The organism is Streptosporangium sp. NPDC023615 (assembly GCF_040640155.1).
Taxonomy (GTDB): Bacteria; Actinomycetota; Actinomycetes; order Streptosporangiales; family Streptosporangiaceae; genus Streptosporangium.
The window spans coordinates 1-21,224 of sequence record NZ_JBFABE010000005.1 but is presented as its reverse complement, the minus strand read 5'-3'; the positions used below and the strand labels follow the sequence as shown (position 1 = coordinate 21,224).

The 21,224-nt window shown below is 69.5% G+C and carries 19 protein-coding genes; 3 read left to right on the top strand and 16 right to left on the bottom strand.

Translation table 11 applies throughout. The features are described from left to right. The first annotated feature begins 42 nt into the window (after positions 1-42). Positions 43-522, top strand: a complete 480-nt coding sequence (locus AB0G16_RS05490) for a MarR family transcriptional regulator (protein ID WP_362799027.1) — start codon at positions 43-45, stop codon at positions 520-522. A 138-nt stretch (positions 523-660) separates the two neighbouring features. On the opposite strand, the gene AB0G16_RS05485 is transcribed toward AB0G16_RS05490, so the two are convergent. From AB0G16_RS05485 to AB0G16_RS05440, 10 genes are all read right to left on the bottom strand, one after another. Beyond that, a complete protein-coding gene (locus AB0G16_RS05485; protein WP_362799025.1) occupies positions 661-1,287 on the bottom strand; it encodes a response regulator transcription factor in 627 nt (208 codons plus the stop codon). Between the two features lie 15 nt (positions 1,288-1,302). Next, the gene (locus AB0G16_RS05480; RefSeq protein ID WP_362799022.1) at positions 1,303-2,568 is read right to left on the bottom strand and encodes a sensor histidine kinase; all 1,266 of its coding nucleotides are present in this window, start codon (positions 2,566-2,568) and stop codon (positions 1,303-1,305) included. Beyond that, positions 2,562-3,284 (bottom strand): ABC transporter permease, encoded by a 723-nt coding sequence (locus AB0G16_RS05475; RefSeq protein ID WP_362799019.1) that lies wholly within the window; start codon positions 3,282-3,284, stop codon positions 2,562-2,564. Before AB0G16_RS05475 ends, AB0G16_RS05480 begins: the two co-directional genes overlap by 7 nt. Next, complete coding sequence (locus AB0G16_RS05470) at positions 3,281-3,997, bottom strand: ABC transporter ATP-binding protein (RefSeq protein ID WP_362799016.1); 717 nt, start codon at positions 3,995-3,997, stop codon at positions 3,281-3,283. The genes AB0G16_RS05475 and AB0G16_RS05470 overlap by 4 nt, the downstream gene beginning before the upstream one ends. Positions 3,998-4,236: 239 nt before the next feature. Then, complete coding sequence (locus AB0G16_RS05465) at positions 4,237-6,585, bottom strand: rhamnogalacturonan lyase (RefSeq protein WP_362799013.1); 2,349 nt, start codon at positions 6,583-6,585, stop codon at positions 4,237-4,239. A 500-nt stretch (positions 6,586-7,085) separates the two neighbouring features. Beyond that, positions 7,086-7,520, bottom strand: coding sequence for a hypothetical protein (locus AB0G16_RS05460; RefSeq protein WP_362799010.1), 435 nt, complete (start codon positions 7,518-7,520; stop codon positions 7,086-7,088). A 93-nt stretch (positions 7,521-7,613) separates the two neighbouring features. Further along, positions 7,614-9,206: a HAMP domain-containing sensor histidine kinase gene (locus AB0G16_RS05455; protein WP_362799007.1), complete on the bottom strand. Its 1,593-nt coding sequence runs from the start codon at positions 9,204-9,206 to the stop codon at positions 7,614-7,616. After that, complete coding sequence (locus AB0G16_RS05450) at positions 9,203-9,916, bottom strand: response regulator transcription factor (protein ID WP_362799004.1); 714 nt, start codon at positions 9,914-9,916, stop codon at positions 9,203-9,205. The genes AB0G16_RS05455 and AB0G16_RS05450 overlap by 4 nt, the downstream gene beginning before the upstream one ends. 114 nt (positions 9,917-10,030) lie before the next feature. Next, on the bottom strand, positions 10,031-10,747 hold the full coding sequence (locus AB0G16_RS05445) for a hypothetical protein (RefSeq protein WP_362799001.1): 717 nt from the start codon (positions 10,745-10,747) through the stop codon (positions 10,031-10,033). Between the two features lie 197 nt (positions 10,748-10,944). Next, positions 10,945-11,874, bottom strand: a complete 930-nt coding sequence (locus AB0G16_RS05440; protein ID WP_362799607.1) for an ATP-binding cassette domain-containing protein — start codon at positions 11,872-11,874, stop codon at positions 10,945-10,947. On the opposite strand from AB0G16_RS05440, the gene AB0G16_RS05435 reads away from it, so the two are divergent. Continuing rightward, complete coding sequence (locus AB0G16_RS05435) at positions 11,800-13,338, top strand: recombinase family protein (protein WP_362798998.1); 1,539 nt, start codon at positions 11,800-11,802, stop codon at positions 13,336-13,338. The genes AB0G16_RS05440 and AB0G16_RS05435 overlap by 75 nt on opposite strands. Before the next feature lie 953 nt (positions 13,339-14,291). Here the strand turns inward: AB0G16_RS05435 and AB0G16_RS05430 are convergent. The 5 genes from AB0G16_RS05430 to AB0G16_RS05410 form a co-directional block, all read right to left on the bottom strand. Beyond that, positions 14,292-14,747 (bottom strand): hypothetical protein, encoded by a 456-nt coding sequence (locus tag AB0G16_RS05430; RefSeq protein WP_362798995.1) that lies wholly within the window; start codon positions 14,745-14,747, stop codon positions 14,292-14,294. A gap of 320 nt (positions 14,748-15,067) precedes the next feature. Further along, positions 15,068-16,774, bottom strand: coding sequence for a replication initiator (locus AB0G16_RS05425; RefSeq protein ID WP_362798992.1), 1,707 nt, complete (start codon positions 16,772-16,774; stop codon positions 15,068-15,070). Then, complete coding sequence (locus AB0G16_RS05420; protein ID WP_362798989.1) at positions 16,762-16,974, bottom strand: hypothetical protein; 213 nt, start codon at positions 16,972-16,974, stop codon at positions 16,762-16,764. Before AB0G16_RS05420 ends, AB0G16_RS05425 begins: the two co-directional genes overlap by 13 nt. Further along, a complete protein-coding gene (locus tag AB0G16_RS05415; protein ID WP_362798986.1) occupies positions 16,965-18,401 on the bottom strand; it encodes an FtsK/SpoIIIE domain-containing protein in 1,437 nt (478 codons plus the stop codon). The genes AB0G16_RS05420 and AB0G16_RS05415 overlap by 10 nt, the downstream gene beginning before the upstream one ends. Before the next feature lie 108 nt (positions 18,402-18,509). Then, positions 18,510-18,941: a plasmid replication, integration and excision activator gene (locus tag AB0G16_RS05410; protein ID WP_362798983.1), complete on the bottom strand. Its 432-nt coding sequence runs from the start codon at positions 18,939-18,941 to the stop codon at positions 18,510-18,512. 478 nt (positions 18,942-19,419) lie between these two features. On the opposite strand from AB0G16_RS05410, the gene AB0G16_RS05405 reads away from it, so the two are divergent. Beyond that, a complete protein-coding gene (locus tag AB0G16_RS05405; RefSeq protein ID WP_362798981.1) occupies positions 19,420-20,556 on the top strand; it encodes a pentapeptide repeat-containing protein in 1,137 nt (378 codons plus the stop codon). A gap of 341 nt (positions 20,557-20,897) precedes the next feature. Here the strand turns inward: AB0G16_RS05405 and AB0G16_RS05400 are convergent. Then, positions 20,898-21,224 (bottom strand): hypothetical protein (locus tag AB0G16_RS05400; protein WP_362798978.1); only part of this gene is annotated, 327 nt, incomplete at its 5' end.

Below are 21,224 nucleotides of genomic sequence, written 5' to 3'. Positions count from 1 at the left end.
TGATTGAGATAGCCAATGATTGAGTTAATGTAGCATGGCCTCATGACCGGCGAGGGCGGGGAGGGCGGGGAGGGCATCGACCTGTACTCCTTCGCCGTACGGCTGCGCCGGATGAACACCGAGTTCAACCGCATCGCCCACGAGTTCGCCAACGAGCACGGGCTGCACATCACCGACGTCCAGGCCCTCGTCAGGATCTTCGACGCCCCCTCGCCGATCACCCCGAGCCGGCTGCGGGAGGAGCTGAACCTGACCTCGGGCGCCGTGACCGCGTGCCTGGACAGGCTGGAGCGGGCCGGGCACATCCGCCGGGTGCGCGACGTGCACGACCGGCGCGTGATCCACCTGCACTACCTCGACGCGGCCAAGGAGTTCGCCGCCGCCTTCTTCCGCCCGCTGGGCCGCGGCACGGGCAACGCGCTGCGGCGCTTCAGCCCGGACGAGCTGCGCGTCGCGGCCGCCTTCCTCGACGCCATGAACGAGGAGCTCGACCTGTTGCGCACCACGCCGCGCCCGCCCTGACCGCGGCCCCGGGCGCGGGCCGGGGGGTCACACCCCGGGGCACGCGGGCCGGAACAGGTCGTGAGGGCCGCGGGCCGGGGCCGGGCTTGAGCCGGTCGCCGGGGTCGCGGGCCCGAGCCGGTCGCGGGGGTCCGCCGGTCAGGTCCCCGCGGCGGGTCTGAGCAGGCCGGTCTCGTACGCCGCGGCGACCGCGGCCGCCCGGTCGTTCACCCCGAGCTTGGCGAAGACGTGCAGCAGGTGCGTCTTCACCGTCGCCTCGGTGATGAACAGTCTCGCGGCGACCTCGCGATTGGTCGCGCCGCGCGCGACGAGCCCGAGCACCTCGAACTCCCGGCGGCTCAGCGCCTGCTTCTCCGGGACATGCGCCCGGTGCGCCAGCACGCCCGCCACGGAGGGGGAGAGCACCGTCTCGCCGCGGGCCGCGGCCTGCACGGCGCGGCGCAGGTCGGCGCGCGGGGTGTCCTTGAGCAGGTAGCCGGTCGCGCCGCGCTGGATCGCGGGCAGGACGTCGGCGTCGTCGTCGAAGGTGGTCAGGACCAGTACGTGGACGCCGGGGTTCTGCTCGCGCAGCCGGCCGATGACCTCCGCCCCGCTCATCCCGGGCATCCGCAGGTCCATGAGCACGACGTCGGGGCCGGTACGCAGGGCCACGGCGAGAGCCTCGGGCCCGTCCGCCGCCTCGCCCACGACCTCGAAGGCGTCGTCGTCGGCGAAGATCCCGCGCAGGCCGTCACGGACGACCGGGTGGTCGTCAACGATGATCATACGAATCGGCACGGCTCACACCGCCTTTCCAGGGCCGCCGGGCGATCGCGTCTCCCGGGCGGCGGGCGCGACCGGGGCGGCGGGGATGGCCGGGACGGTGGCGGAGATCCCCGTCCCCTGGCCGGGGGCCGACTCGATCGCGAGGTCACCGGCCAGCCGGGTGACCCGCTGGCGCATCGCGACGAGCCCGAAGCCGCCCCCGCCCGGGGAGCCCGGAGCCCCGAGGGTGAAGCCGGAGCCGTCGTCCCGTACGTCCAGGGCCACGACGTCCTCCATGTACGACAGGGTGAGCCCGACCCTACCGGCCGCGGCGTACCTGGCGGTGTTGGCCAGCGCCTCCTGCGCGACCCGCAGCAGGGTGATCTCCACCTCCGCGTGCAGGGGGACGGGAGTTCCGGTGACCGACACCGAGGCGGGAACGCCGGTGGTCCGTGACCAGGTCGCGGCGACCCCCCGCAGGGCGGTGGCGAGCTGCGCCTCGTCCAGCGGCGCCGGGCGCAGCGCCTGAACCGACCGCCGGGCCTCGTTCAGGCTCTCCCTGGCCATGGCGCGTACCGTGTCCAGGCGTGAGCGGACGGCGGCCGGGTCGTCCGCCGCGGTGTCGGCGGCCTCGAGCTGGGTGAGGATGGCGGTCAGGCCCTGCGCGATGGTGTCGTGGATCTCCCTGGCCATCCGCTGCCGTTCCCCGAGCACGCCGGCCTCGCGGGCCTGGGTCAGCAGCCTGGCCTGAAGGCCGGCGTTCTCCTCCGCGAGCGCGGCCAGCTCCGCCCCGGTCTCCCGCAACTGGACGATCATCGCCTTGCGGTTCTCGTTCTGGTCGCGCACGGCCTGGGTCATCAGGCCGGTCGCGGAGGCGACCAGCACCGCGACGAGGAAGGAGAAGAGGAGCTCGTCCGGCGACCGGCCGGACTCGGGGCGGGCGGCGACCAGCACGCCGGCCGTCGCGGTCACCCCCGCGTACGCCCATCGGCCGGGGATCAGGGCGAAGGACTGGATGAACATCACCAGGCCCGTCACCGTGAACAGCGTGTCGATCCTGATCAAGGCCCCGACGAGGGCGAGCATCACGGCGAAGTAGACGATCACCGCCGCCGGCCGCTCGATCCGGCCGGGGCGCGCGGTGACCATGAGCCAGTGCCAGGCTCCGGCGCCCGCCGCCAGGGCCGCCGTCCCCGGCCTCCAGTCGTGCGACAGGGCGAAGACCGCCGGGAGCAGGACGAACAGGTACGGCAGGGCGGTCCAGGCGCGGGCCCACCGGGAGGCGCCGGGACCGGTCACCACCGGAACACCCTGGCGGCGACACCGCCGGCGACGACGAAAATCGCGATCATGACACCCAGTGTGACCGGGGACATCGCGTTGCCGGCCCAGCCGTCGCGGATCGCCTCGACCGCCGGCGCCATGGGGGTCAGGTCGCCGATCGCGCGCATCGAGCCGGACATGGTCTCGCGGGGGATCATGGCGCCGGACAGGAAGACCATCGGGAAGAAGACGCTCAGCCCGATCACGGTCGCGGTACGGCCGCCGGGGACGAGCGCCCCGATGAGGAGGCCGATGGCGCTGAGGCTCAGCGCGCCGAGCGTCCACGCGAGCAGGACGCCCGGCACGTTCGCGGGTGCCGACAGCCCGTAGCCCACCAGCCCGATGACGATCAGCAGCGTCGTCCCCAGGACGGCCAGCAGCATGTGGGCGGCCCACTGGGCGCCCAGGAGCATGGCGGGCGAGGCGGGAGTGGCGCGCAGCCGCTTGAGCACCCGGCGCTCCCTGTACTGGGCCAGGGTGGCCGGGAGGATGACCAGGGCGGCCAGGCCGGTGACGAAGACGCTCAACATCGGCACCGTGGCGTCGACGGCCGGCAGCCCGCCCGGAAGGGGCCTGCCGGTGCGGAGCTTGACCCACAGCATCAGCGCCGGGAAGGCCAGCGCGAAGAACGCCGACATGGGGTCGCGCACGGCCAGCCTGAGCTCGACCGCGATGACCTGGGTGATGCCCTTCATGACATGTCCTTCCCGGTGAGAGCGAAGTAGGCGTTCTCCAGGGAGTCGGAACGGCCCTGGGCGATCAGCTCGGCGGGGCTGCCCTGGGTGAGGACACGGCCCCGGTCGACGATCGCGACGCGGTCGCACAGTGCCTCGGCCTCGTCCATGAAGTGGGTGACCAGCACGACGGTGACGCCCCGCTCGCGCATGGCGCGGATGAGGCCCCACGTCGTACGGCGGGCCATGGGGTCCAGGCCCGTGGTGAGCTCGTCGAGGAAGACGAGCGACGGGTCGCCGACCAGGGCCAGCGCGATGAACAGCCGCTGCTTCCAGCCGCCGGACAGGCTCGCGAAGCGGGCGCGCCTCCTGTCGGTCAGCCCCCACTCGTCCATGAGCGCGCGCCAGTCGGCGGGCTCGTCGTAGAGGGAGGCGTACATCCGCAGGGCCTCGTCGACCCTGATGGCGTCGGGCAGGGCCGCCTCCTGGAGCTGGACGCCGACGTGCCGCAGCAGCTCGCGCCGGTCGCTCCGCGGGTCCAGGCCGAGCACCCGCACGGTGCCGCCGTCCCGCCGCCGCAGCCCCGTGGCGCACTCCACGACCGTGGTCTTGCCCGCCCCGTTGGGGCCGGCGATCCCGAAGATCTCTCCCCGTTCCACGCGCAGGGAGACACCGTCCACCGCCGTGCCGGTCCCGTAGCTCTTGCGCAGGCCGTCGATCTCGATAACCGTCATGCTTCGATGATCAGCGCGGGGCGGCGCCTCCGAAATCCACCGAACGGTTGATGGGGCGGTCCCGGCTCAGGAGCGCTTGCGGGGAACCGCCGTCCGCGGGCCGGCGGGGCGGAGACGACGGCGACGATCGAGCGCAACGGCGCCTCAGGGGTGCTGCCGCCCCTGAGGCGCCGTGGCCGCCCGGTCCCACCTGCTCCGCACCCGGCCGGTCCGCGTGCCGGCCGGGGCGAACCGACCGCCTAGCCGCGTCCGGGGAACCGCGGCGAGGGCAGTGGGACGCGGGACCAGTCGGTGTCGGAGGCCAGGTAGAAGCCCGGGTAGGCCGGCTGGTTGTAGGTCGTCTGCTGGCGGGCCACCTCCACCCGGTACTGCGGGTCGTGCATCAGGGTGTAGAGCTTGTGGCCGGTCACCTCGGTGCTGAGGTAGAGGCGGATCGCCGTGCTGTCGGCGGTGCGCACCAGCAGCTCCTCCCGCCAGTCGCCCAGGACGTCGGCGACCAGCCCGGGGTTGCCCTTCGTGCCGTTGTTGGTCAGCGTGCCCTCGGCGGTGAGCAGCCTGCCGCGCTTCCAGTCGTCGATCGTCGGGGTCTGCAGGACGGTGGTGGCGGTGCCGTTGACGACCTGGGTGGTCAGGTCGGCCGCCCAGCGGATGCTCATGTTCGTGCCCGGGGTGCTCCTGCCCAGGTACTCGCCGCGGGCCGACCACAGGCCCGCCTCGACCGCCTGGTTCGGCGGCATCGAGGACCACGCCTCCATGCCGCGTACGCCGGGCTCGATGTCGCCGACCATGCCGCGTCCGGTGTCCACGCCGCTGTAGCCGCCGAAGAGCACCTGGCCGGTGGCGGCGTCGCGCATCGCCCAGCCGTACGGTGCCCACGCCCCGCCCTCGTGCACCGTCCAGATCTCCAGGCCCGGACGGTCGGGGTCGAGGTCGCCGACGTGCATGGCGTCCCCGTGCCCCAGCCGGACCCGCTGGCCGGGCACGTTGCTCTGCGGCGGCGCCTCGGCGAACGAGGAGTACAGCAGGTCGCCGTCGTGGTCGATCGTCGCGGCGCCGTAGACGATCTCCTGCTTGCCGTCGCCGTCCACGTCGGCCGCGCTCATCGAGTGGAAGCCCTGGGTGGTGATGGTGCCGAACTCCGGGTCGGTGCCGTCCCCGCCGTGCGGCGAGGCGTTGAACGGGTTGGCCATCGGCACGTGACCGCTGTCGACCGACCAGGTCTTGGTGAGCTTCCTGCCGTTCCAGCCGTACGCCACAAGCGCGGTGCGCGTGTAGTAGCCGCGGGCGAAGACGGCGTGCGGGCGCCTGCCGTCGAGGTAGGCCACCGCGGACAGGAACCGGTCGACGCGGTTGCCCGGCTCGATGCGGCTCATCGCGTAGTCGCCCCACATCAGCCCGTCGTCGCCGCGCCCCGGCTCGTAGCGGACCGTCTGCAGTTCCCGGCCGGTGGCGCCGTCGAAGACCGTCAGGTACTCCGGCCCGTCGACGACGAAGCCCGCGAACTCGCGCAGTCGGTTGTTGGCGCTGCGGCCCGGGGCGTACACGTCCACGAAGTGGTCGGCGAGCTTCGTGGCGTCCTGCCGGGAGAGCGGGTAGGTGTACGCCGGTTCGAGGCCGAGGGCCTGCTCCAGCGTGGCCGGCCAGCGTCCGGCGACGACCTCGGGGTGCTCGTGCCAGCCCATGAACATCTCGACCAGGTGGTCGAAGTAGCCGGCGGCGCTGAGGCGGTAGTCGTCCGTGTGCGCGTACCCGGCCCTGACGTCCTTCGCGGGCATGGTGACGTGGCGCTCGGAGACCACCTGGCCGCGGGCGCCGTAGCGAATGATCTTCGTACCGGGGGCGGTCTTGACCATCATCTCCGAGCGGCCGTCGCCGTCGAAGTCGTACACCGGGAACTGGGTGTAGTGCGCGCCGGAGCGGATGTTGACGCCCAGGTCGAGCCGCCAGAGCAGGGTGCCGTCGAGCCGGTAGGTGTCGAGGTAGGTGTTGCCGGTGTAGCCGCGCTGGGAGACGTCCTTGGAGTTGGACGGCTCCCACTTGACGACGAACTCGTAGCGTCCGTCGCCGTCGACGTCGCCGACGCTCATGTCACCGGCCGCGTAGGTGTACGCCTCGCCGGCGGGGGTGACCCCGTCCGCGGGCCTGCGGAGCGGCAGGTCGTGGAACGCCCCCGACCAGGGGGACACCGGGGCGCTGCGCCGGCCCTCCCGGCCGCGGACGATCGGGGCCACCCGGTACTCGGAGCCGGCCGTGCCGGCGGTGTCGAGGTGGTTGGTGCTGTCGGTGACCGTCGCGATCGGCCGGCCGTCCCGGTAGACGCGGAAGTCGGTGCCGGTCAGGCCGGTGGGGCCGTGCCCTGACGCCTCGTCGCCGAGCAGCCGCCAGCTCAGGAACACCCCCTCGCCCGTCGCCGCGGCGACCAGTCCCCGGTCGAGGCGTTCGAGCTGGACGCCCCTGCCGTGCCGGTCGTGGCCGGCCGCGAGGCCGCCGTCGCCGTCGGCGGCGGCCGGGACCGCGAGCGGGATCGTGCAGAGCAGCGCGGCCGAAGCGGCGACGAGGGCGCGGCGGATGCCGCCGGGGGGACTCATGTCAGGGGCTCCCTGGGTCAGGACCGCTCGGGGACGTGATCCTTCCGCGCTACCACCCGTGCCCGCCCGATGCGTGAGGATCGGCGGGTCCGGGGGTTCACTCGCGTCTCCAGGCGGATTAAATCGATACAATAAGGCGGAGGCTATTGGCGCCGTAAAGCCTTGTCAAGAAGCGTTTTTTGCTCGCTTGTCCTTGATAAATGGACTTTTAAGTATTAATGAGGACATATGGGGTAAGCGCTTTCCGGGTTCCCCTCCGGGCGGGAGACCGCCGAGGTTCCGAGCGCCGGAGGGCCGCCGGAGTCCCCGCCCACCGGGAGGACGTCGTCCCGATCCCCGGTGTCCGGGGACTCCGGCCCGTGTCACGCGCTCGGGCCCGTGTCACACGTTCGGACCCGTGTCGCAGACCTTGTTCGTGTCACGCGTTCGGACCCGTGTCGCAGACCTTGTTCGTGTCACGCGTTCGGGCCCGTGTCACACGCCGTGCCCGTGTCGTACGCTCAGCCGCGGCCGGCGTGCATGGTGAGGCACCGCTTGAGCGCGTTCCTGGCGTTCTGCCGCTGCGGTGCGATCTTCAGCAGCGTCGCCTCGCGTACCTGCACGTACCTGGTCCGGGCGGTGTTGTAGGCGTCCACCGCCTTCTTCGTGGAGGCGTCGAGCGACGGCGTCTTGATCCCCAGCTCCTGCAGGGCCATCCTCTGGGAGAGCTGCTCGACGTTCGCCGTGCCGCCGGCCTTCACCAGGGCGGCGTGGGCCGCCTTGACCTCCGGACGGGCGTCGACGTTGACGAGGGCGTCCTCGGCGTTCAGCAGCGCGAGATGCTCCTGCGCGCAGGGGGCCGGGGCGACGGACACGGACGCGGTGGCCGCGCCGGCCGTGGTGAGGGTGGCGAGAAGGCCGAGGGCGGCCACCGTCGTGATGGTTCGGGTGTGCATGAGGTTGCTCCCGTGACTGTTGAGGGTTGACTGGCATGTGACCTCGTGCGCCGTAATCACCCTGGGTAATCGCCCTCGTGTTCCAAGGTCACGTCAAGGATCGCGCTCCGGGTGGCGGCGTGCCGGCCGGTCGCCGCGTCCGGGGTGCGATGGAAGGATCACCCGGAAGCGGGCGCCCCGGCCCGGGGCGGTGCGCAGTTCCACCCGGCCGCCGTGCGCGGCCACCATGGAGCGGACGATGGCCAGCCCCAGGCCCGCCCCACCCCCGGCGTCGCGGCTGCGTGAACCGTCCACCCGGTAGAAGCGGTCGAACACGCGGGCCGCCTGCCCGGCGGTCATCCCGGGGCCGCCGTCCTCGATCACGAGCACGGCCTCCTCCCCGTCCGTGCCGACGCCGATCCGCACCGGGGCGTCCGGCGGGGTGTGGGTGACGGCGTTGGCGACGAGGTTCGTCACCACCTGCCGCAACCTGGCCTCGTCCCCGAGGACCGGCGCCGCCTCGGCGGGGCCGCCGCGCGGGCCGGTCAGGGCGACCGGGCGGGCGGGACTCAGCGCGAGCAGGTCGTGGTGGGCGTCGGCGGCGAGCGTCCGCAGGTCCATGGGGGCGAGTTCCATCCGCAGGGCGCTCTCGCCCTCGTCCAGCCGGGCCAGCAGGAGCAGGTCCTCGACCAGGCGGACCAGGCGCCCCGCCTCGCTCTCGATGCGGGTCATGGCCCGGTCGACGTCCGGCAGGCCGCCCATCCGGTGCAGCTCGGAGAAGCCCTTGATCCCGAACAGCGGTGTGCGCAGCTCGTGGCCCGCGTCCGCGACGAAGCGCCGCATCCGCGCCTCCGACTCCTCCCGGTCGGCGAAGGCCCTCTCGAGCTGGGCGAGCATGCCGTTGAGGGCGTCCGACAGGCGACCCACCTCGGTGCCGGGCGCGGCCAGGCCGGGAACCCTGCGGGACAGGTCGCCGCCCTCGGCGAGGGCGACGGTCTCCTCGATCCTGCGCAGCGGCCGCAGCCCCGCGCGTACGGCGAACCAGCCGGCGACGGCCAGCAGGGTCAGCAGGACGACCGCGGTGACCAGGCAGACCAGGGCCAACCGGCCGAGAGTGGATCTCACCCCCTCCAGCGACACGGCCACCACCACGACGCCGTCGCCGCCCCGCGCCGCCGCCCCGTCCGGCGACCCGACCGCCGCCCCGTCCGGCGACCCGACCGCCGCCCCGTCCGGCGACGGCCACGGGGCGGCCCGCGGCACCGCGAGGACGCGCCAGCTCCCGTCGCCGGCCCTTCCCGGTACGTCGAAGGGCCTGCCCCCGGACCGGGTGACGGCCGCGGCGTCGAGCGCCGGGAGCAGCGGCCCCCGGCCCGGGTCCCCGTCCGGCAGCATCCGGTGGTCCCGGAGCGTCCCGTCGGGGGCGAGCAGGGCGACGTACGCCCGGTCGAACAGGTCCAGCCCGATCGGGGACCGCGTCCGCGGCACGCCGGAACGGGACGCGGGGAGCAGTTCCGGCGACAGCCGGGAGAGCACCGTGGCGAGCGGTACCAGCCGCTCGTCGACCCGGTCGATCAGGTGGGACCGGAGGGTGGCGATCGCGACCACGCTGCTCACCGCCAGCCCGGCCGCCAGCAGGGCCGTCGTGATCAGCAGGAGGCGGGCGCGGAGCGACAGCCCCCTCGACCGCGCCGCGGCCCCCGTCACGGCCGGGGCTCGCGCAGCACGTAGCCCACGCCGTGCACGGTGTGGATGAGCTTGGGTCCGACGGTGTCGGCCTTGCGCCGCAGGTAGCTCACATAGGTGTCGACGATGCTGGAGTCGCCGGCGAAGTCGTAGCGCCAGACGTGCTCCAGGATCTGCGCCTTGGAGACCACCTTCCCGGCGTTCAGGATCAGGTAGTGCAGCAGCCGGAACTCGGTGGGCGACAGCCGCACGGACCGTCCGGCCCTGGTCACCCGGTGACCGTCGGGCTCGACCTCCAGGTCGCCCACCCGCAGTGTCCGGTCGTCGGGGAGCACCCCGCTGCGGCGGAGCACGGCCTCGATCCGGGCGAGCAGCTCCCGCAGGTCGAACGGCTTGGTCACGTAGTCGTCGCCCCCCAGCCGGAGTCCGTTGACCTTGTCCTGCGCGGCGTCGCGGGCGGTGAGGAACAGCACGGGCACCTGGCCGGGACGGCCGCCCCCCGGCGGTCCGGGGAGTTCCCTGAGGCGGCGGATGACCTCGAAGCCGTCCATGTCCGGCAACATCACGTCGAGCAGCACCAGGTCCGGCGGTTCGTGCCAGGCGGCCTCCAGGGCCTCGGCCCCGGTGGCGGCGGAGCCGACCGTGTAGCCGGCGAAGCGCAGGGTGGCCGAGAGCAGCTCCCGCACCACGGGCTCGTCGTCGACCACCAGCAGCCGGTGTCCGTCGTCCATGGGTTCCCCTTCACGGGCCCCGGTGCTCTCCGGGCGTGCCCTTCTCCCGAGGATAGGGACGGGCACGCCGCGCCCGCCGGGTCCGGGGTGCCGTGGGCGTGCGCCGGGCGGGCGTCAGACGTCCCGCGACCGGAACAGGGCGGACGCGGCCACGAGCAGGGCCAGCACGGTCCCGGCGAGCACCGAGAAACCCGCCGCCGGGGAGAGCGCGCCGGGAATCGGGGGGTCGAGCGCGAAGACGCGCCCGCCCGCGCTGGTCGGCCAGTAGGTCAGCACCCATCCGGCCACGCCCTCGGGGAACAGCGGGGCCATGGCCGGGAGCAACAGCAGGAACGACCCGAGGCTGACCGCGCCCGCGGTCCTGCGGAGCAGGAAACCCATGGCGACGCCGTACAGGCCGATCGCGGTCATGTAGAGCCCACCGCCGGCGATCATCCACGGTACGCCCGGATCGGCCGGGGCGAGGCTCGGAGCGCCCTGCGCGGCCAGCGCCGCCTGGCTGACCAGGACGGAGACGAGGATGACGAGCGGCCCGCAGACGAGCATGACCAGGGCCACCAGGACGGCCTTGCCGATGACGAGGCGCCCGCGCCACGGCACGACGACGGCACTGGTCCGCATCGTGCCCGAGGCGTACTCGCAGGTCACGACGAGTGCGCCCGTCGCGCTGACCAGTAGCTGGGCGAGCATCAGACCGCGGAACGCGGAGTCGACGGGGGCGAAGGAGGCCCGCTCCGCGGCCGAGCCCGCCGCGTAGGCCCGGCCGTTGGCGGTGCCGAACAGGAAGGCGTAGCAACCGGCGACCAGGAACGCGCCGGCCAGCACGTACACGGTGGAGCGGATGCTGCGGAACTTGGTCCACTCCGAACGCAGGACATCGCCGATGAATCCGCCGGAGAGCCTCCGGACCTGCCCGCCGGCGGATCCGGAAGCCCCCGCCGCCCCGGAAGGTCCGGCGGACCCTAGGGATCGGGAAGGCCTGGGAGATCCGGAAGACGCGGAAGACGCGGAAGACGCGGGGGACGCGCTCATCGCCCGGCTCCTTCCAGGACGCCGAACTCCACGCTGTCGCGGGTGAGGTCCATGTACGCCTCCTCCAGGGAGGACCGGCGCGGTGTCAGCTCGTGCAGCACCACCCGGTGCGACATCGCGATCTGGCCGATGTCCGCGCCCTCCAGCCCCTCCACCACCAGGGTGTCCCGGGTGCCGGGCCGTACGGACGCGCCGGCGTCGCGCAGCCGGTGGGCGAGCTCGTCGGCGTCCGGGGTGCGCACCAGCACGGTCCGGTGCCCGGTCGAGCGCGTGAACGCCTCCAGCCCGGTGTCGGCGATGAGCCGGCCGCGGCCGATGACGACCAGGTGGTCGGCGGTCAGCGCCATCTCGCTCATCAGGTGGCTGGAGACCAGCACGGTGCGGCCCTCGGCGGCCAGGTCCCGCATCAGGGTGCGGATCCATCTGATGCCCTCGGGGTCGAGGCCGTTGACCGGCTCGTCGAACATCAGCACCGCGGGGTCGCCGAGCAGGGCCGCGGCGATGCCGAGCCGCTGGCTCATGCCCAGGGAGAGGGTCCCCGCCCGGCGGCCGGCGATCTCCTGGAGGCCGACGAACTCCAGGACCTCCTCGGCCCGGCTCCGCGTGATGCCGTTGCCGTACGCCAGGCAGAGCAGGTGGTCGAGGACGCGGCGGCCGGGGTGGGCCGCGCGGGCGTCCAGCAGGGCCCCCACCTCGCGCAGGGGGAAGGGAAGGTCGGCGTAGCGGCGCCCGCGGATCGTCGCGGTGCCGCCGGTGGGGGCGTCGAGCCCCAGGATCATTCGCATCGTGGTCGTCTTCCCGGCTAATAAATTGGGGCATATAAAGAAAAGCCGGACACGGGGAGGGCACTGGTGAGTCGCGTACTGGAAAAGAGCATCCAGACGACCAAGCGCAGGATGACCGTTGATTACTCTCGCATCTCCCACGACAAGCGCGGCGCAGGCGAAGGGGTAGAGACCCAGCAGCACGAGAACGAAATGTCCGCCGACGAGCTAGGGGAGACGATCTCTCACTCCTACGTGGACAATGACGTCTCGGCATTCTCCGGCGTCGAGCGCCCGGATTACATGAATCTCCTTGCCGACATGGAAGCCGACCGGATCGGTTTGATCATCGTCCGGCATGCCGACCGCCTACACCGTTCAGTTGAGGAGGTATCGCGATTCATCAAGATCGCGCGTGCCCATAACGTCAAGCTCTACAGCGGCATGAAGGGTTCTTTCTACAACCTCAACAAGGCCGCCGGTCGCAAAGACCTGATCAACGACACGCTGAACGCCGAGTACGAGAGCGACCACCGAGGCGAGCGAGTCACCGACGCCCGCAAGCGCCAGGCCAGGCAAGGCGTATGGGGCGGAGGAGTCCGGCCCTACGGGTGGGGAGTGGACACCGGCCGTGTTAGGTCTGTGTGCGTCAACCCCAAAGCCCCCGTGGCCGATCGAGTCTATGAAGACCGGCCCGTTCTCGATATGAGCCAGCACAACCCGAAAGAGGCAGCCGAGATCAAGCGATGGGAACAGGCGGTACTGGCCGGAATCCCGATGAATCAGATACTCGCCGATCTTGCCCGGCGTAACGTGCCGACCCCAGCCGAGACGGACGGGCGGACCCTGCGACGCAAGGGCAAGGAGATCGAGATCCAGGGATGGCACTCCCGTACGATCATCCAGATTCTGACAAACCCCCGCGTGTCCGGCCACACCGTCTATAACGGCGAGATCGTAAAAAGGAACGCCTACACGCCGATCATCGAGGAAGACCGCCGCCAAGCGATCATCACCATCTTTAAAGACCCCGCGCGCAAGACCGCCGCCGGGAACACGCCCAAGTGGTTAAACAGCCTCATTGCTCAGTGCGGCTTGTGTAACGACGGCTCTACGGGCCGCGTGCGATACATCGCGGGAAGCCCCTACTACCGGTGCGGCTCAAAGGGACACTGCTCCACCCCGGCCATCGAGACCGACAGGTACGTACAAGACGTCATGATCGCGCGCCTGTCACGGGCAGACGTCGCCGAGCTACTGCCCACCACACGCCCCGATCTGGACATCCAGGCACTACGGGATGAACTGGTAACCCTTGAGGCACAGAAGCAGGACGCGGCCCTCCTGTTTGGCCAACGGGCGATCGATGCCAGCCAGCTTGCGACGATCACGGCAACGCTAGAGGCACGGATCAGCGCCATCCACGCCGACCTGTCCGAGGCGTCCGCACAGAGCCCGCTGGCTGACTTCGTGTCCACCACCGACGTCGCCAAGACGTGGGAGAGTCTGACGTTGGGCCACAAACGCGAGATCATCAAGCTACTGGCAACGATCACTTTGGTTCCGGTCGGACGCGGACGAAGGCCCCCCATCCATGAACGGGTCATCATCACGCCGAGGAAGTGACCCCCGCAACGAGGCAACAATGAAGCCGCCCCCGCTGATTGATGCTCAGCGGGGGCGGCCCCTTACGTTTCACGCTATCGCGTTGTTCTCAGCAGCAGCGCCAGGCGGTCACTCTGCCGTTGGGTCAGCGGAGGCCAGCCATCCACCATGGCCTTGATGAACTCCGCATACTCGCCGTTGCCGTCTTCGCTCTCGATCCCTTCCCCGCGTGTCGTTGACCGAGCCCTTCCCGCCGCAGACCCCTCCCTGTCACTACTGGCCGCATGTGCTTGACGTGCCCCTGACTACTGACGGTAGTCAGGAGTTTGGTGTGCCTCCATTTCGAGCCAACCCGCCCACCCACCCGAGCAGCTCTATGGCGCTTCGCCCGTCCCCCTGGGGCGCCTGACCACCTGCCGACTGGACCTATCGGGCGCAGGCACACCTAGTGATGATCACGCTCATCCTCTTCCTCCTCGCTCCGGAAAATAAAGTGGATCTTGAGGCCGATCGTCAGCGAGAGCGCTATGCACGTCAGCCACGTCACGAGATCCATCTACTCTTCTCCCTCCCCGGTGGCCCGCCTAGAGACCCCCGCCGACCAACCCCAGGTACGTCGGCCTTCCCCCGTCATGTGTCCCACCCACGCCTGAGCCACCCCAGGCCGCTCACACTCCACCATCGCCCAGTGCGACACCTGATCCCACGTCGCATGCAGCGACCACGACGGCCCCGCCGACCCGTCCTCTAGGTGCGTCCCCCCCTCAAAAAGGAAGGTCCTTTGATCTGCCTCATTCGGCGACGTGTTGCCTGAATTGTCGATAGTGGATGATTCGGGCGCTGATTGATCTGCCGTTTTCTCAGTCACTCGGCTACGGATCACTACCGCCGCGAAATGCGTCTGTATCGTCCTCAGTGCAACCGCCAACGTCACCTACATCGTCCCTTTCCTTGGCTGCGTATCCATCGTTGGGCTATGAGTCGATTCGGGATTGCCACCGCCACGGGTACGCCTGTCGGCTCACCCCCTGCCCGTTCTTCCAGGACCACACCGTCGAGGATCGTCCCGCTTCGTCATCGAAAATGACCCACGCTTCCCGGACGTCGGCTTTTTTGGACCTCTCCGCCGCCCAGTCACGTGCTTGCGGCCAGGTCACCCGCCATTCCTGCATTTCTTGTGGCTCTTCATCGGCATTGATGACTCCGACGATGTATGTCCGCACCGGCCACGTCGTTCCGGTCGATGACGGCAGATGATGTGACGCCAACGGCAGGACCGGACCCCGGCGCCGGTACTGCATGCGCTGGATTCGCTGCTCCCGGATTCGCCGATACCTCAACCACATCACCAGCGACCACATCACCAGCGCCGATAACGCAATGACCATTATCGTGGCCCACTCATCTACCGCGCCCCACTCATCCAGCATGAATACCGATCCTTTCTCTAAAATGGGTTTCTGTGGTCGTAGTGACTGCGACTCTCATCCAATGCCCGCCGCGCCCGCTGGTCGGCCTCCAACTCCCTCGCGTCCGACTCCGACAGCCCCCGCGTGCTACGCCATGCCCTATCGCCCCACCACTCCACCGCCCTACGCACCGAACTGACGAGCATCACCAGCCCGCAGACGATGAACACCCCCCAGTGAAACCACGAAATCCCTTCTATGAACCTCTCGAAATCGAATCCCACAGCCACACCTCCCAAGTGTTGGGATTCAGATATATCTACCTGTTAAGTCCCGTGTTTTCACCCCCTTATCAGGACATCGACATTTCCTGATAGGGAGCTCTCGGACATGGGCGGCGGGTCATTCGCCCGCGCCAGCAACTCCGCTAGATGCGCCCGCCAGGCTTGCGCCCGTGCCACCTCCCGCAGCAGCCGCACCCGCCGAGTCGGCAGCGAGGTATCCCCAGCCCGGACCGGGCGCCACAGGTAGCGGCCCACCTCCCGGCCCCCGTCGCCCGTCTCGGCCAGGCCCAGCACTTCCAGCACCCAGGCCCGCCGCTCCTGCCGGTGCTCCCTCAGGGACCGGCCCGACCACTTGCGTGAGGCCAGCACCCGCCGCCCGCCGTAGCCGAGGTTTTCGGGCTTGTGCGCCTTGCCCCGGCACCGGCCCGGCACCATGCCGGGTTTCGCGTCTTTCGGTTGCACCCCGTAGCGCAGCCAGTTCGCGCACCGAGGCGAGCAGGGCTCATAGCGCAGCGCCTCCACCAGCCGCGCCGCATGCGCCGCCCGCTCGTGATCCTCCGCCCCGATACCCCCGCCAAGACTCTTGGTCAGGTACTTGGCCAGATAGCGAATCCGCTGATCAGCATCCGGCGTCCCGGCCAAGACGCCTTGCATGTCCATCTGGTCACCGAAGCGCACCACATGCAGCGGAGCCGCCTCATCATCGGCATCCAGCCGATCCAGCGCCTCATCCCACGAGGGCAACACCTCACCCGTGCAGGGGTCCACATACGCCCCGGCGCCTTCCAGATCACCATCCAGGGCAGCGCCGTCTTCGCTGGCCACCCACGCCGGCAAACGATCACCAGAGAAGCGCACCTCATCACACGACGGCCACCACACCTGGTGATAGGTCGCCGCGACGATCTGCCGCAGATCCGCCCGTGACACCGTGCCCCGCACCGCCATGTGCAGATGCACCGCAAGCCGCCGTTGCGGCTCCACACTCGCGAAATACTGTGCGTCGAAGCCCGCCACCCGGCGAAGGTTCTGCACGAACCGATCCACCAGCTTGCCGAAGTGCAGCGCGTCCCGCGCGGCCCGCCGGTAGTCATACGCCGCCGGATCGACCGGCACCCCGTTACGCACCCGCCCGTAAGAGGGCAGCGTCAGCGTGATGAACATCGACGGGCGAAAAGCCCGCCCAGCCGACCCGGTGAACATCTGCCCCAGCGTCGTACGCCGCATCACCCGCCGAGGCAGATCCGGCGCATCCTGACGCCGCCGCGTCGAACGCTTACGCGCAACCGCCCCCGCACGCCCGCGCACATCACCCCGCAGGCCCGCCCCCTCGATCGCCTCATCCAGATCAGCGATCGCCCGATCAATCGCCTCCGTTGACTCACCCAGCGCCGCCGCCTCAGCGCGCCAGCCCTCCCACTCGGCCCGCACCATCACCAGGTCCCGCTGATCATCGGTCGCCGCCGCCGGATCCCGCACCGGCTCAGACTCCAAATGCCAGCCCTGACGGCACTGCACCGCCCGCAACGCCCGCGCCCGCCGAGCACACGGGGGACACTTGCTCTCCAACGTCGCCCCACACGGCAACTGCACGATCTCCGCCGCACTGCTTTGCGTGTCGGTCACCCGCATCGGGATCGGGTACAGACACACCCCGTTCTCGATCGCGATCTGTTCGACCACTTCCGTCGCGAGCGTCTGGACCGTCCGCAGCGCCCGCGACACCACCCCCGCCTCATGCCCGGTGTCGGTCAGAGCGCCCACCCCTCGTACGGGTCGAACTCGCCCGCCAGCTCCGCCCCGTCCGGCGTCGTGTGCTCGAACTCCATCGGATACAGCACCGCTTGCCGCCCGCACCCCTGGCACTCGGCCATCCCGCGCAGCACATCCACGAAGATGTGACCCACCACCCCGCACGCGCAGCCCCACTCGGCCAGATATCCGCCCCGCACCATCAGCGCCACGCCTCCCGTACGTCCGAGTACCGCAAGATCATGTTTTTGATGTCGTCATCGCTGACGTAGGCCGACCGCACCCGCAGCGGAGTCGGCGAGGTCTCCAACCGCACGAACGCGATCCCTGCCCCGATCGACGGGTCTGCCGGATCGTGTGGGATCTGGTCGGCCAGCGCCCCCCGGTCCCGCGCGCCGTCGCCGAGAACCATGTCCACCTGTTCGGCCTCATCCAGGCGAAGCGCGATCTTGTCGGGGAACAGGTTGCGGATGTTCATGACCTCTTTGCGCGGGTCCTGCAACGCGGCCATCACCCCGACGCCGACCGCGCGGCCTTGTGTGGTCAGCGTCGCCAGCGCCGCCATGGTGCGCGCCTTGAGACCCTTGTCCGGCTGATAGGCGGTCAAGAACGCCACCTCATCGACCATGACGAGGATGAACGGGTCATCGACGGTCGGCACGTGCGAGCGCCGCACCCCCGCATACCGGCTGGCCCGCTCCTGCATGAGGGCCACCGCGCGTTCCAGCAGCTCCACGCACTCCAATGGAGTCGCGGCAAACTCGTTCAGCAGGTCTTTGCCGAAACTCAACTCCATGCGCTTGGGGTCCAGGCCCCAGACTTGCGCCAGTCCCGCATCCATCGCGGGCAGCAGGCCCCGCACCGTGCCCCACAACCACGAGCCCTTACCCGCACCCGTCGCCCCGGCGATCAGAACGTGTGTGCCGTGAACCTTCAGCCGGTACGGGGTGCCGTCCTCACACAAGCCGATATCCACCGTGCCCACCACCGGCCGCGCCGGAATCGGCCGCGCCTGCAACACCCTGGCCAACGGGTCACGCCGGGGAAAGGTCAGCGTCAACCGACCCGGCCGAGGCGACGACACCCGACACCAAGGCGCACCGAAACCATGCGCGAGGTTGGGCGCCCGCGCCGTCCAGTCCTCATCCGACTGCCCCGACAGCATCCGCACCGTCACCACATCCGCCCACGACGAGCACGACACCCGCAACAGGTCCGGCGTGTAGGTGCGCCCGCCGATCGAGCGGCGCAGCCCCGTCACCGCCAGCACCGACCCCCACCGACGCCGATACACCCACCCCCACCGCCACCACGCCACCAACGGCCAGCCCAGCACCCGCATACCCAGCACCGGCCAAAACCCCGCCCACGTACTAACCGCGCAGATCACCGCCCCCACCAGGATCAGCGCCGTCCGCGCCCCCAGCGCGTAAACCATCCCCGAGGTCACCGCCACCAGCGAACACACCACCGGGTGACGCACCACCAGATGCACCACCCCCACCACCAAACGCCACAACAGAATCAGCAGCGTGATAACGGCCGGAGTGCGAACTACGGTCGGCGCGAACACCACCGCCGTCTCAGGCGTGGTCGAAACAAGGCCGACCTCTTCCGAGCCCGGCAATCGGCGCAGCAAAACAACCCCTCCTATCGTCGGTGAGAAATGCGGACAGGCCGCAGGATCACGAAAGAGCCGACAATGCGGGGGCCGCCCTCATCCATCGACGGCCCCCGCCCAACCCGCTTACGGGTTAATAGGGTCGCGGCCCTTCGGGGTTGCCTTGACAGGCGGAGACACCGGCCGAACCCCCGTCGCGCGATATGAGTACGCGATCCGCTCGTTACTGATCCACGGCGTCACTGTCATCCCGTCGAAAACCACGGGAATGAACGACAGGCCCAAAGCGGCCATCTCCGGGGGAAGCTCAGGCAGCACCGGCATCTCAGGTGCGCTGATCTTGATCGGGATCGTCTTGTTAGCGGCCCTGGCCTCAGGGTCCGCGTCCAGCACCGGGACACTCCACTCCGGCATACCGGACACCTTGTCACGCGAGGGCACCGGCTTACCCGGCGTGCTCGCGTCGTAGTCGTTGACCGGTGTAACCGGACCGACGACGAAACAACCGTAGGGAAAAACGTCTTCGAACCGTACAGGGATGCGTCCCTGTAGTGCCAATTGCGACTCTCCTTTGATCGGCGACGTGTGAATGATCCAACGGCCACGCCTTATCGCCGGTTCCTCCCACGGCGTACCGATTGCGGTTACGGACATCCATAAGTGCCGTAGACGCCCTCATGACCGATATGTGACCCATCGGTAACAGTGGGCGTCGCCCTCACCAGGGGTATACACAACCCCCTACTAGTACGGGATTGCCCTGTGATGCACATCACACCCCATCCGAAAAGGCGCGAGTCAATCCGTCCCAAACGGGATGACCACTTCCCATGCCTACCGATCACCCATTCCCTACCGTTGGACCATGTCCAACCCGCGCCCGCACCGTCGCGCCCCCCGTACTTTCCCTAACCTGTCACGCCGCCCAGTCCCGCAGCGCAGAGTCACCCGCACTTTCACGAACCTGTCACGTCGCCCAATTCCAATAGACAACAAGCCGCCCACTTCATCACCGCCACCACCCACCGCGCCATGGTTGGGCCGCATTTTCAGCCGCCGCTCGCCCATTACCCCACCAACCCGCGCAGAACTCGATGCCCTCTCTGCCAAAGAACGCCAAGAACTCATCGACGCCCGCCGCCAACGCCCCCTTCAAACACTCACCACACTCGTCACCGTAGCCGGTGTGCTGTTGGGTGTCACGTTCACTGGCTACGGATTCACCTACACCGCCCAAACCCTCAGAGCCACCCAAGAAGGCCAGATCACCGACCGCTACACCAAGGCCGTCGAACAACTCGCCTCCCCTGCCACCGACGTACGACTCGGCGCCATCTACGCCCTCCAACGCACCGCCAAAGACTCCGAACGTGACCGCCCCCCCATCCGCAATCTCCTCACCGCATTCGTCCGCAACCACGACTTTTGCTCAACGAAGAAACCACCAAAACAGTGCCACAAAAGGTCATCGAAAAAATTTATTACAACACCCAAAACGCGACTGGCCGCCGATGTCTATGCAGCCCTCACCACCGCACAAACCCTTACCGCCTCCAATGACACACCACTCGACTTTTCACAAATACGCTTCCCTAACGCGGACCTGGGGGACGCGAACTTGATCCGCGCGAACTTGATCCGCGCGAACCTGTTCGGCGCGGACCTGTTCGATGCGAACCTGATTCAAGCGAACCTGAGCGGCGCGGACCTGTTCGGCGCGGACCTGTTCGATGCGACCCTGATTCAAGCGAACCTAAGCTACGCGCACCTGAGCTACGCGTACCTGAGCTACGCGAACCTGTTCGGCGCGGACCTGTTCGGCGCGACCCTGAGGGACGCGAAAATGAACGAGACGGACCTGGGCCGCGCGAAACTGGGCCGCGCGGACCTGAGCCGCGCGAACCTGAGCTACGCGAACCTAAGCGATGCGAACCTGAGCCTCGCGCACCTGTTCGGCGCGGACCTGTTCGGCGCGTACCTGAGCCGCGCGAACCTGAGCTACGCGAACCTGAGGGACGCGAACCTGAGAGGCGCGAGCCTGATCGGCGCGGACCTGAGCCACGCGAACCTGATCGGCACGGACCTGAGGCACGCGGACCTGAGAGGCGTTAAAGGAATGACTTCGGAGGAGATCAGGGCTCAGGCCCTCACCGATGCTGATACCAAGTTCTGAATTGCCGAATTGTTCTTATCAGTATCAAGACGGGCGGCAGCGCTCCGCGCCGCCGCCCGGCGGGGCGTGCCCGCCCCCGCCGGGCAGACATCGGGACCGGGCATGCGGCGTGGCCGCCGGTCCCGCCCCGCGCCCGCCCACCGGGAACGGGCAGACCCCGCCGCCCACCGCACCAGCCCCCGCCGCACCGAACGCACCCGCCGACCGGGAACGCGCAGCCGCCCCAGGCCCAAGCCGACGCGATGACATACACCCGCCCAGTACGTCACCCATAAGACGTACCGACCCCCATCACAGCCAACACCCGATGTGGGGCCGCTTCGACTGGCAGGCCCCAACCGCTACGCGGCCCCTCCGGGGTCCTGCGGATTGGCGCCGGCCCGCTCCGCTCCGTACTCCCGATACGGTCTACCCCGCTCCAGATAACCCGCCCTCTTCGCCGGGGGATGCAGCAGCACGCGGCACTCAATACATCTGCACTTGACCGTCTTGGCTACGTGTACCGACCCATGCCGCAAGTCAGGATCACGCACCGCCAGCAGCGCCCCTTCAAGGTCAGAGGCCCACTCATCGTCATAGGCCCGCCACGTCATCACCTGACGCAGGCGGTAGCCGTGCCGCTTCATCACCCGCGCCAAGTCCTCATCCAGGCAACTACCCCCCGCCAG

What these genes read in the sequence shown, in the direction of transcription:
- AB0G16_RS05475 (WP_362799019.1), bottom strand. Translation starts at nt 3,284, where the DNA reads ATGAAGGGCATCACCCAGGTCATCGCGGTCGAGCTCAGGCTGGCCGTG.
- AB0G16_RS05430 (WP_362798995.1), bottom strand. Translation starts at nt 14,747, where the DNA reads ATGCTGGATGAGTGGGGCGCGGTAGATGAGTGGGCCACGATAATGGTC.
- AB0G16_RS05460 (WP_362799010.1), bottom strand. Translation starts at nt 7,520, where the DNA reads ATGCACACCCGAACCATCACGACGGTGGCCGCCCTCGGCCTTCTCGCC.
- AB0G16_RS05490 (WP_362799027.1), top strand. Translation starts at nt 43, where the DNA reads ATGACCGGCGAGGGCGGGGAGGGCGGGGAGGGCATCGACCTGTACTCC.
- AB0G16_RS05485 (WP_362799025.1), bottom strand. Translation starts at nt 1,287, where the DNA reads ATGATCATCGTTGACGACCACCCGGTCGTCCGTGACGGCCTGCGCGGG.
- AB0G16_RS05470 (WP_362799016.1), bottom strand. Translation starts at nt 3,997, where the DNA reads ATGACGGTTATCGAGATCGACGGCCTGCGCAAGAGCTACGGGACCGGC.
- AB0G16_RS05465 (WP_362799013.1), bottom strand. Translation starts at nt 6,585, where the DNA reads ATGAGTCCCCCCGGCGGCATCCGCCGCGCCCTCGTCGCCGCTTCGGCC.
- AB0G16_RS05450 (WP_362799004.1), bottom strand. Translation starts at nt 9,916, where the DNA reads ATGGACGACGGACACCGGCTGCTGGTGGTCGACGACGAGCCCGTGGTG.